Source organism: Halobacillus sp. HZG1 (assembly GCF_035818575.1).
In the GTDB taxonomy this organism is placed as follows: Bacteria; Bacillota; Bacilli; order Bacillales; family Halobacillaceae; genus Halobacillus; species Halobacillus litoralis.
In genome coordinates, this window is the sequence record NZ_JAYLVQ010000080.1 from 1 (window position 1) to 11,427 (window position 11,427).

Genomic DNA, 11,427 nt, shown 5'->3' on the forward strand with positions numbered 1-11,427 from the left:
CATATCCTTTTAATATTTATTAAACAATATGGCAGGATTGTGGAAGACTTGATTTCGAGATGTTTGTGTGGATTTAGGCGCACCGGGAAAAGGTTCGCTTTCCGTGGGCGAGTGATGAGCCTCCTCGAGCTAACGCTCTGCGGGGTCTCATCTACCACGCACTTCCCACAGGAGTCTCACCGTTTCCCTCCGCCCCTTTACCAAATGAGGTTCTCGAAATCCCTCTTATAGGACCCTGCCTAAAACTCTTTTGAATCCTGCATAAACCGCGTTGACATAGGCTTCTCAACCATAAAAGCTCCTATTGCTGGAAGGGAGCTTCGAGAATTTCTTCCGGCAAGTGGGCGGAGGGGAATGGCGAGACTCCTGCGGGAAAAAAGTGCAGGGTGAGACCCCACAGGACGCAGTCCGAGGAGGCTCACCGCGCTCCCGCGGAAAGCGAGTTATTCCCAGAAGCCCCCATCCACCTAACAAAAGTCTCGAAACTGAGTCTTCAACTAAAGGGAGCTATTGTGGAATAAAAGGGGATGGTTTTGTTGGATACTCCTGTCTCTGGTCCAATTGTTTTCAATCCACTTCATTTGTCGTTATAATAGGTAGAAGGTGATATGGAATAGAAAGGGAAGGGGGGATTGTATGCCCGGCCCAGAAGCAGGTAAACGGATAGAAATCCAGAGCTATAAGCACAATGGGCAGTTACACAGAGTTTGGGATAGTACCACCATATTGAAAGGGACAAGGCACGTGATCATCGGAGCCAATGACCGTACGGAAGTAACTGAAAGTGATGGCAGAAGGTGGATCACCAGAGAACCGGCGATCTGTTATTTTCACTCTAAATACTGGTTCAACATTATCGGTATGTTAAGGAACGATGGAGTATATTACTACTGCAACATTAGTTCTCCCTTCGTCTATGAAGATGAGACGATTAAATATATTGATTATGATCTGGACGTGAAAATATTCCCTGATATGACCTATAAAATACTCGATGAAGACGAATATGAAATCCATAAAAAAAGGATGAATTATCCGCATGTGTTGGATCGTATCCTCTATAACAACATTGATATTTTAATCAGGTGGATTCGTCAGCGAAAAGGACCGTTTTCCCCAGAATTTATCGATCAGTGGTATGAAAGGTACTTAACGTATAGATAATGACCGATTGCGCACTTATAAAAAGTGCGCTTCGTTGTTGTTTGAAAGGTTTAGAAAGAAGGTGTTGTTTTGGACAGTATAAAAAGGTATTTACGATTTGTGCAGCCCTACAAAGGGAAAATTATTCTCACCGTCCTTATAGGAATCGTTAAATTTTCTATCCCTTTGTTAATGCCGCTCATTATTAAATATGTCATAGATGATATCATTAATGCGGAAGATATGACGCAGGCAGAACGGCTGGATCAATTGCTGCTCATTTTAGGAGGGGCTTTTCTCATTTTCCTCATTCTGCGGCCGCCTATTGAATACATTAGGCAATACTTGGCGCAATGGATAGGGAGTAACATTTTATATGATATTAGAGAAAAACTTTTCGACCATATTCAACGTTTGAGTTTACGCTTTTATTCTAGAACAAAAACAGGAGAAATCATCTCCCGCGTCATTCATGATGTAGAGCAAACGAAAACATTCGTAATCACAGGCCTTATGAATATTTGGCTCGATATGTTCACCATTGTTATTGCCATCATTATCATGTTGACGATGGATCCTTGGCTTACATTGGTGGCTATTGCTTTGTTCCCTTTTTACGGCTTTGCGGTCAAATATTTTTACGCAAGGTTACGAAAGCTTACGCGCGATCGTTCACAGGCCCTTGCTGAAGTACAAGGTCACTTGCATGAACGTGTACAGGGGGTTCCTGTGACCAGGAGTTTCGCTTTGGAAGATCATGAACAAGAACAATTTGATGTGAAGAATAAGAATTTCCTGGATAAAGCGATCACCCATACTAACTGGAACGCATACACCTACTCTGTAACGAATACGATTACAGATCTTGCGCCATTGTTAGTCATTGCTTTTGCAGGTTACCAAGTCATCACAGGTTCTCTAACCGTTGGTACAATGGTTGCATTTGTCGGCTATATGGATCGTGTATATAATCCGCTGCGCCGCCTCGTCAATTCCGCGACAGTGCTTACACAATCCATCGCCTCCATGGATCGTGTTTTTGAATTTGTGGATGAAAAATATGACATTGTCGATAAACCGGAAGCGAAGAAAATGGAACACGTGAGAGGCGACGTCAAAGTAGAGGATGTCTCCTTTCGATACGATGAAGAAGATCCGCTCGTCCTTAAAAATGTCAGCCTGGACATTAATCAAGGAGAAACCATCGCTTTTGTCGGCATGAGCGGGGGAGGAAAGTCGACCCTTATTAGTTTGATCCCTCGATTCTACGATGTCACTTCAGGTTCCATCTCTATTGATGGAATAGATATTAGGGATTTTGAAGCAAGATCTCTCAGAGATAACATTGGCATGGTGCTTCAGGACAATATCCTCTTTAGTGAATCGATCGCGATGAATATACGAATGGGTAATCCGGATGCCACGGATGAACAGATGGTTGATGCTGCGAAAGCGGCGAATGCCCATGATTTTATCATGAATCTTCCGAACGGCTACGATACGTTGGTCGGTGAAAGAGGTGTGAAGTTATCGGGTGGTCAAAAACAAAGGGTGGCAATCGCAAGGGTATTTTTGAAAAACCCGCCGTTACTCGTTTTAGATGAAGCGACTTCTGCTCTTGATTTGGAAAGTGAGCATCTCATTCAAAATGCTCTTGAACGTTTAGCTTCTGAACGGACAACGTTTATTGTGGCTCATCGCCTTTCTACCATCACCCATGCGGACCGGATTGTCCACATCGAGAATGGTGAAATCGTAGAAGTCGGCTCCCACCAGGAGTTGATGAAGAAACAAGGCCATTATTACGACCTGTACCAAGTGCAGGAGCTGGATGATCCTAAAGAAGAATATATGGGAACGTAACGAAAAGCTCAAGGTTCAGTACCTTGAGCTTTTTTTGTTCTGTCATGATATGGGTTTCAAAAATATGAGTTACCGAATGGATATCTTTAATGGTAGTAGAGATCAAAAAAGACGAGTATGTCTGACATACTCGCCTTTAGGTGTTTATTTTTCTGTTGTTTGGATAAAGTCATCCTGGTGGTGTGCCTGGTAACTTTTTAATAATTTTTTGAGTCGCTCTAACTGATAGTGGTATTCCATCAATTGTGAAGCAAGGGGGAGGAAGATCAGTTTATCAGGATTGTTGCTTTTTTGGTAAACGCTCATCAGGCGTTCAACAAGCAAAGGAATGTCGGGTTCTTCAATGCGTCTTAATGATTGTTTATGAGTATTTTTTATGCGGCCTTTAAGACTTAGTATTAATTTTTCATGTGCATTGATTAACTTATCAAGCTCTTGTACAACGGCATCTTGAAACTGTTCTGGAATTTGTTCAATTTTGTGTTCCAACCGATAAAAAGCCTTCAAGACGTCGAAGGATTTTTTAGTGGTTGTTATCAACTGACGGAAGAGCACCATTTTTCTTCCTTTAGAAAAGTGACTCCCTTTGAAATAGGTTCTTTCTTCTGAATATAGAAGATAGGTATGGTCAATCCAACGCATATCGTCCTGAATCCTTGTAATTTCATATTTAAGGGCAGGTTCATCGGATAAGTTTCTTGTGGTCACTCTCAGCCACTGCAGAATATCATTTGTTGCTCGGTCAATTTTTGTAAACAGCCTTGTTTCATACCGTGGGGGAAGAAAAACAAGGTTGACGATAAATGCCGCGAGAATCCCGAGCAGCATGGAGGCGAACCTGGAACCTGCAAAGTATAAAAAGGTTTGGTCCGTCGAGTCCATCAGGGCAATGACAGCTACTACAGCCAGGGCAATCGTGTTTTCGTTCATTTTTAATGTCGTTGTCAATCCTATGACAAGAATGATCGCAAATCCTACGATGAATGGATCGTTGCCCAGAGTGAAAACGGCAACAATGGCAATCAACGCACCGATGGTGTTTCCTTGTACTTGCTCAATGATGGATTGATAGGACCGATAAATGGAAGGTTGAATGGAAAAGACGACAGCGATCGCAGCGAGTAGAGGAGAGACAAAACCGACCAAGTGACCGATATAAAGGGCTATCCCTACTGCTAATCCTGTCTTCATCATTCGTGCGCCTAGTTTCATGGAAGACATCATCCTTTAATCTGAAAAATTTGAACAAAAGAGCATTCAAAAGAGACTTTCCTAATAGAAAGCCGGATGTCCCCATTATACATCATTTCATAAGAAGGAGAACAAAAGAAAAAGCTTATGCGTAATCCGCATAAGCCAAAGGGGAACCAGCCTAAGCTGGAACCATGAAAAGGGAAAGAAATGAAACAAAGATCATAATTCGTGGGAATATTCAGAATTATGTATTTATAATAGCATGAACATTTCATATAATCAACTAACGAAGAAGAAAAAGCAATAAAAAATCTCCCCTGTGCACAGGGGAGAGGGGTGGTTAGTCGTTAGCCATGATCCTGAATGTCTTTTCGACAGCTGTTAGTGTTTGGTCGATATCTTCATCTGTATGAGCGGTGGTCAGGAACCAGGCTTCATATTTAGATGGGGCGAGATTGATTCCTTCAGCAAGCATGAGCTTGAAGAAGCGGGCGAATCGGTCACCGTCCGTATTTTCTGCCTGCTCATAGTTTTCGACTTTTTCATCTGTGAAATATACGGTCAATGCGCCTTTCAAGCGATTGATTTGAATTTCCACGCCGTGTTCTTCCGCATGTTCTAGAATTCCTTTTTCCAAACGGGCGCCGAGCCTGTCCATTTCTTCATATACGCCGTCTTCTTGAAGGACCTCTAGACAAGCGATCCCTGCAGACATGGAAGCAGGGTTTCCTGCCATCGTCCCCGCCTGGTAGGCTGGACCTAATGGAGCGACTTGCTCCATAATATCCGAGCGGCCGCCGTAAGCACCAATCGGGAGTCCGCCGCCGATGATTTTACCCATCGCTGTCATATCCGGCTCTATATCTAAGAGTTGCTGAGCGCTTCCGTATGTAAAACGAAAAGCAGTAATGACTTCATCATAAATAACTAAAGCTCCCGCCTTATGTGTCAGTTCATTCACTTCCTGAAGGAAACCTGGTTTAGGTTCTACAATTCCGAAGTTTCCTACAATCGGTTCGACAAGAACTCCAGCGATCTCATCACCGAATTTTTCAAGGGCTTCTTTGAATGGTTCGATATCATTGAAAGGGACCGTAATTACATCCTGGGCAATCGATGCAGGGACGCCTGCTGAATCCGGGGTACCTAAAGTTGATGGACCGGAACCTGCAGCTACAAGGACCAAATCAGAATGCCCGTGGTAACATCCGGCGAATTTGATGATTTTGTTTCTGCCCGTATAAGCGCGAGCAACTCGGATAGTTGTCATGACAGCTTCTGTCCCTGAATTGACGAATCTTACTTTATCCAATGAAGGAATGGCTTCTTTAAGCATTTTAGCAAAGCGGTTTTCGAGGACGGTTGGTGTTCCGTACAACACACCGTTCTGTGCAGCTTTGGTTATGGCCTCTGTAATATGTGGATGCGCATGTCCGGTAATGATCGGACCATAAGCTCCTAAGTAATCGATATATTCATTTCCGTCGACATCATAGAAATGGGAGCCTTCCGCTCGTTCCATATACACCGGAGTTCCGCCTCCTACGCCTTTATAGGCGCGGGAAGGAGAGTTGACGCCCCCTACGATATGTTCTGTTGCTTCTTTATATAAGTGTTCCGACTGATTGATATTCATCATTTGCCTCCTAAACAATCCTTTTCACTGTTCATTGTAGCATGCTTGTCCATCATGATTCACAAAGGTGCTCCCCGGGCGGTAACCCAGGAAGCAGCCTTTGAAAGGTTCCTTCACTCTAGAGCGTTGAAACAGTAGTCCGATCGATTACGAGGAAAGTAACACTGAGCGCACTTATGCCTCAGTGCGAGCTGTTTTTAGTATAGGAATGCTGCACCAACGATGATTAGAAGGATGAAAAGAACAACGATTAGCGCAAAGCCTCCACCATATCCGTAACCCATTCACAATTCCCCCTTTCCATTGTTTACTGTATCTTATGCAGACTTCCATTCGCGGGCTGTGCGTTCGCCCGGTTTTGTATGAAAAATGGACCTTCAACCAGTTCAGTCTTAAATGAGGTATGGCATAAAAGACTCTCTGTTTTCATATGAAAAAGTAGGGCTTGTTTACTCGTTTTTAAAGGGGCTTATCTTATCTATGGTTACAATCATTATTTCTACACTTTCCCTCGCACTTATTGGAGTAAGTCTCCGTCAGATTTTTAACTCCCTAGAATTTGAACACAAAATCTTTTCTGTCCAACTCTTTGTGTCCATTATGATGTTATATACGATTGTCATGGTTGGTTTTGGAATTATTTATGCTGCCCTGATTCTCCAAGGGATAGAGGTTTATAAGGCAGACGTCCCGTTTACCCAAGATTACTGGATTCACGATATGCTAAGGAGTGTTTACTTTAGCGGGGTGACTTTATTTACAGTCGGTTACGGAGATCTAACGCCAGTAGGACTCGGGAAATGGATTGCCATCATCGAGGCGATGGTAGGGTATACGCTTCCCGCTGCCCTTGTTGCGAAAGTTTGGTTGAAGCATAAAGAAGAGCGCTGAAGTTGGAAGTTTGTCTATATTTGAGGTAACCTAAGTGGTAGAAACCATTTAGGAGGGTCTTATTATGACAGTTGAAAAAGGAAAACAAGTACAAGACTTCACATTACCAGCGAACAGCGGCGAATCCGTATCCCTTTCTGATTATAAAGGGAAGAACGTAGTCCTTTATTTTTACCCTAAAGACATGACTCCTGGTTGCACGACAGAGGCTTGCGATTTCCGCGATCATCATGAAAGTTTCGAAGACCTGGATGCCGTTATTTTAGGTGTCAGCCCTGATCCGGTGGAGTCTCATGAAAAATTCATAAACAAGCATGACCTGCCATTCCTTCTGCTTGCTGATGAAGATCACCAAGTGGCTGAGCAGTTTGGTGTTTGGAAACTGAAGAAAAACTTTGGTAAAGAATATTATGGTATTGAACGTTCCACTTTTATCATCGATAAAGAAGGCAAACTTGCTGAAGAATACCGTAAAGTTAAAGTTCAGGGGCACGTCGAATCAGCTCTAGAGTATATTAGAGAAAACCTATCATGAAATCAACCGAGCCATAGTCTACAAGTGACTATGGTTTCTTTATCATCTAATATAGAAGAAAAGGGGGAGGAGATGAATTCATGAAGATCGTTTCTGCCATTAAAAGAGTTCCAGATGAAATCCAACTGAGGCTTCAAACACGTTTTCCTGAGGCCGCCTTTATTTTCTGTCACGGGATGGGGGAAGCCAAATATTACCTCGAGGAAGCGGATGTCTTCATTACATACGGCGAAGACTTGGATAGAGAAAAGATCCAATCAGCCAAGAAGCTGAAATGGATTATGGTCTTATCTGCAGGAATGGATCGGATGCCTTTTGATGAGATTGCTGAAAGAGACATTCTTGTAACGAATGTAAGAGGCATCCATGCACAACCTATGGCAGAGTATGCCATTTCTATGTTGCTGCAAGTCTCCCGTAAGGCAAAAACGCTTATTCAACAAGAGGAGAAAGCAGAGTGGAGCCGACGCCCTGTAATGAATGAAATAAGCGGTCGTACAATGGTTCTTCTTGGGACGGGGGCCATTCAACAGGAAGTTGCCCGTTTAGCCAAAGCCTTTCAAATGAAAACGATTGGAATATCCAAGTCAGGGAAAAAGAAACCGCATTTCGACCAGACTTTCCCGGTGCAACAATTGGAACTCGTCCTTCCTCTTGCGGATTTTGTTGTGGCTGCTCTTCCGAGTACCCCGGAAACGAAATATCTACTTGAGGAGAAGCATTTTAAAGAAATGCCCAAGCGTGCTATCTTTCTCAACATGGGAAGAGGCGACTTGGTTTCTTCCGATGTGATACTAAATGCAGTACTTCAGAAAGAAATTTCACACGCGGTCCTTGATGTTTTTGAAGAGGAACCTTTACCTGAAGATCATCCGCTCTGGCAGGAAGAAAATGTAACGGTAACACCGCACTTATCAGGGATCTCGCCTCACTATGTTTCACGAGGGTTTGATCTTTTTGAAAAGAATCTATCTGTTTTTATAAGTGGAGAAGGAGAATTACGAAATATTATTGATCCAAAACGGGGGTATTAAGATGAGGATTTACACACGTTCGGGGGATAAAGGAAAAACATCTTTAATTTATGGTCAACGTGTAGCTAAAAATGATATCCGGGTAGAGGCTTATGGCACATGTGATGAAGCAAACTCAATGATTGGTCTTGCTCTCAGTCATTTGAATCATGAAGATTGGACGGATAAGGAAGCTTTTCTACACACTTTCCAGAAAATCCAGACGGTCTTATTCCACGTCGGCGCAGAACTGGCTACACCTAAAGGGAAAGATGTGATGTGGAAGCTGAAAAAAGAGCATATTGATGAGTTGGAAAAACAAATTGATGAATGGGATCAGTCCCTTGAGCCATTGAAGAATTTCATCCTGCCTTCCGGGCATCAGGCATCAGCTGCTCTTCATCTTGCTCGTACAGTGGTCCGCAGGGCAGAGAGGATAACAGTGGCGCTGGAAGATGAATTGGAGAACCAGTTGGTTGTGTCTTATTTAAATCGACTATCGGATTTTCTCTTTGTAGCAGCTCGTTATGTAAATCGTCAACTTGGAGGAACAGAGACACCCCTGGATCCTGATGTATGAGGCTCGACTTTTTGAGCAGTGCTTTATATTGACAATTCCTTAAAGAAAAGGTTACACTAATTGTAAGGATTCTAATTTAATAATATTATAAATCAAGAATCAGTTTATGAAAGCGAGGTGCATGACCGTGTCAGACTATCGACTCCAAGATGCCATTGATACATTGAAAGGCTCTGGTGTACGAATTACTCCACAGCGTCATGCGGTGCTTGAATACCTGCTGAATTCTATGACTCACCCAACAGCTGATGAAATTTATAAAGCATTGGAAAGTAAATTTCCGAACATGAGTGTAGCCACGGTTTATAACAATCTCCGTGTATTCAGGGAAATCGGACTCGTACGGGAACTGACTTACGGTGATTCTTCAAGCCGCTTTGATTGCAATACCAGCGATCACTATCATGCAATTTGTGAATCATGCGGTAAAATCGTTGACTTTCACTATCCGAGTTTGAACGAAGTGGAATCATTAGCTGAACAGGTGACTGGATTTAATGTAAGTCATCATCGCATGGAAGTCTATGGAACGTGTACAGAATGCCAATCGAATAACGCTCACTAAAACTGGAAGCGCTAGGCTTTCAGTTTTTTTTATTGATGAGCTGAATTATAGCTGAAAATAAAAAACTCCGCTGCGAACGCAGCGGAGTTTTTTGATTAAGTACAGTTTTCCATCTTTTCTTACTGGCCTTGAGTTTCCTTCTGATACCGCTTTTTATTGTATCTCTCATCAAAATCTTTTCCTTCTAAAGATTTGTCCATCGTCAAAGGTTGATCGCAATGCATACACGCATCCACACGACCAAGCATCTTGGTCGGTTTTTCACAGGATGGACAAATAATTTGTACGGTCTTTGTAGAAAGCATACCAATCCAGAAATAGACGACTGTACTTAGGCCGACAAATACCATGCCTAAGATCATGAATGTAGCCATGGCCCACATCACATCTTTGAATAACAACCCGATGTACATCACGCCGATGCCAAGGAAAATCAACCAGAAAGCAAAAGAACGAATCTTGTTGATTTTGCTGCTGTATTTTAACGCCACTCAGGGTCCCTCCTTACTATCTACCACGTAGTATAGCATATTTTCTTTAGGCAAATATAATAGGAAAAAAGGAATTTGACTAAACATAGCGAATAAACACAAGGAAAGGGAAATTGAATGTGGGGGAAAGAGTATGGAAGATCTATTACGCCCGATTTATCAAGAAAAAGCCAGTCAGAGTAACACGCTGGGCATTCTTATATTAGAAAAGAAGAAACCAATCAGCCCTGTGACCGATAATTTTGATGTCATTCTATTCATTATTGTTCGGGACGCGGAGGAACTATGGTATGTGAAACATTATGAATTTGAAAATAAGTCAGCAGCGATGCATATAGTGGATGAAAAGCTTCTCCAGCATTGGATTGATACAAGTTCTTATCGTCGAGCTGTAGAATGGGTGATTAATGGCAACATCATTTTCGAGAGAAATGAGTATCTGACCAACCTGAAGGAACACTTGAGGGAGTTCCCTCAACAAAACCGCAATTTAAAGAAGGCCATTGAATTTGCTAAGTTGATTCGTAGTTATAGTGAATCCAAAGACTTGTTTGATTCCGGGCAGTACCTTGATTCTTATAGCCGCATGGTGAATTCTCTTCATTATCTAGCCCGGTTATCCATTATTGAAAAAGGTTTCCATCCAGAAGTGACAGTGTGGAATCAGGTGAAGCGGATTGAACCGGAGATCTATAAACTTTACCAGGAACTTATTGAAAGTGGTGAACCGACAGATAAAAGAATACAGTTGATGATTCTGGCTGTTGAACACTCGATTAGTAAAAGATCAAGAGCGAGTGCTCAGCATTTGTTGGAGTTGATGAATGAAAGGGAAGAACCCTGGTCGTTTGGAGAACTGAAAGTGCATCCTGAAATTCAGGAATATATCCTGGACTTATCTTCCATGATTGAATATCTTGTAGACCATGATGTCATTGAAGTTGTACCTCAGGATACGAAAGGGCCGCAAATCTTCCATAGAAGATACAAGCCTGTCGGGGAATATATGGATCAATAAAAAGATCCCCTCTTCTGAAAGGGAAACGGAAGAGGGGATCTTTTTGTAAAAAGTTATTGACGGAAGAAATCACCCCATGCTATATTAATAAGCGTCGCATTAAGAGAGCGACATCGAGCGTAATAAATTCATGAAAAAAGTTGTTGACACAAAACAACAGACATGATAAATTATTACTTGTCGCATTAAGAGGGCGGCAAACCGCGAACGGCTCAAAAAAATAAATCACAAAAAAGTTATTGACATAAATAACTGGGCGTGATACACTAATTGAGTCGCTGTTTTGAGCGGCAATCAAAACATTTGATCTTTGAAAACTGAACGAACCAACCAGTACGTCAAAACATTTCTTCTTTAATAGAAGAGATTTGAAACAAAGCACATTCGGTGTGCAAATGAGCAAGTCAAACTTAACTTTTATGGAGAGTTTGATCCTGGCTCAGGACGAACGCTGGCGGCGTGCCTAATACATGCAAGTCGAGCGCGGGAAGCGAGTGG

Annotated in this window: 12 protein-coding genes and 1 rRNA gene; 9 read left to right on the forward strand and 4 right to left on the reverse strand. The window is 42.4% G+C overall.

Going from position 1 to position 11,427, the window contains the following annotated elements; all coding sequences use genetic code 11:
* Positions 1-636: 636 nt before the first annotated feature.
* Both ntdP and VKA52_RS16955 read left to right on the forward strand, forming a co-directional pair.
* A complete protein-coding gene (gene ntdP / locus VKA52_RS16950; RefSeq protein WP_089653788.1) occupies positions 637-1,164 on the forward strand; it encodes a nucleoside tri-diphosphate phosphatase in 528 nt (175 codons plus the stop codon).
* Between the two features lie 69 nt (positions 1,165-1,233).
* Positions 1,234-3,006, forward strand: a complete 1,773-nt coding sequence (locus tag VKA52_RS16955; protein ID WP_326316554.1) for an ABC transporter ATP-binding protein — start codon at positions 1,234-1,236, stop codon at positions 3,004-3,006.
* Between the two features lie 144 nt (positions 3,007-3,150).
* Here the strand turns inward: VKA52_RS16955 and VKA52_RS16960 are convergent, their stop codons facing one another.
* The 3 genes from VKA52_RS16960 to VKA52_RS16970 form a co-directional block, all read right to left on the reverse strand.
* The gene (locus VKA52_RS16960) at positions 3,151-4,218 is read right to left on the reverse strand and encodes an FUSC family protein (protein ID WP_160916487.1); all 1,068 of its coding nucleotides are present in this window, start codon (positions 4,216-4,218) and stop codon (positions 3,151-3,153) included.
* Between the two features lie 322 nt (positions 4,219-4,540).
* Positions 4,541-5,836, reverse strand: a complete 1,296-nt coding sequence (locus tag VKA52_RS16965; RefSeq protein WP_326316555.1) for a glutamate-1-semialdehyde 2,1-aminomutase — start codon at positions 5,834-5,836, stop codon at positions 4,541-4,543.
* 197 nt (positions 5,837-6,033) lie between these two features.
* Complete coding sequence (locus tag VKA52_RS16970; protein WP_085030712.1) at positions 6,034-6,120, reverse strand: YjcZ family sporulation protein; 87 nt, start codon at positions 6,118-6,120, stop codon at positions 6,034-6,036.
* 316 nt (positions 6,121-6,436) lie between these two features.
* Here VKA52_RS16970 and VKA52_RS16975 point away from each other — a divergent pair, with 316 nt between their 5' ends.
* The 5 genes from VKA52_RS16975 to perR all read left to right on the forward strand — a co-directional run bounded on the left by VKA52_RS16975 (position 6,437) and on the right by perR (position 9,420).
* Positions 6,437-6,727 carry a potassium channel family protein gene (locus VKA52_RS16975; RefSeq protein WP_326316556.1) on the forward strand — a complete coding sequence of 97 codons (291 nt, stop codon included), beginning with the start codon at positions 6,437-6,439 and terminating at the stop codon, positions 6,725-6,727.
* Positions 6,728-6,791: 64 nt separating this feature from the next.
* Positions 6,792-7,262 (forward strand): thioredoxin-dependent thiol peroxidase, encoded by a 471-nt coding sequence (gene bcp / locus VKA52_RS16980; RefSeq protein ID WP_089653776.1) that lies wholly within the window; start codon positions 6,792-6,794, stop codon positions 7,260-7,262.
* A gap of 80 nt (positions 7,263-7,342) precedes the next feature.
* A complete protein-coding gene (locus VKA52_RS16985) occupies positions 7,343-8,296 on the forward strand; it encodes a D-2-hydroxyacid dehydrogenase (protein ID WP_326316557.1) in 954 nt (317 codons plus the stop codon).
* Position 8,297: 1 nt separating this feature from the next.
* Entirely contained in the window at positions 8,298-8,855 is a 558-nt protein-coding gene (locus VKA52_RS16990) for a cob(I)yrinic acid a,c-diamide adenosyltransferase (RefSeq protein ID WP_160916494.1), read from the forward strand.
* A 121-nt stretch (positions 8,856-8,976) separates the two neighbouring features.
* On the forward strand, positions 8,977-9,420 hold the full coding sequence (gene perR / locus VKA52_RS16995; protein ID WP_160916512.1) for a peroxide-responsive transcriptional repressor PerR: 444 nt from the start codon (positions 8,977-8,979) through the stop codon (positions 9,418-9,420).
* Positions 9,421-9,539: 119 nt separating this feature from the next.
* Here perR and VKA52_RS17000 read toward each other — a convergent pair whose 3' ends face one another.
* Entirely contained in the window at positions 9,540-9,911 is a 372-nt protein-coding gene (locus VKA52_RS17000; protein ID WP_160916496.1) for a YgzB family protein, read from the reverse strand.
* 133 nt (positions 9,912-10,044) lie between these two features.
* Between VKA52_RS17000 and VKA52_RS17005 the strand changes: the two genes are divergently transcribed.
* Positions 10,045-10,929 (forward strand): nucleotidyltransferase-like protein, encoded by an 885-nt coding sequence (locus VKA52_RS17005; RefSeq protein ID WP_326316559.1) that lies wholly within the window; start codon positions 10,045-10,047, stop codon positions 10,927-10,929.
* Between the two features lie 416 nt (positions 10,930-11,345).
* Positions 11,346-11,427: ribosomal RNA gene (locus VKA52_RS17010) — 16S ribosomal RNA — on the forward strand; the annotation flags it as partial.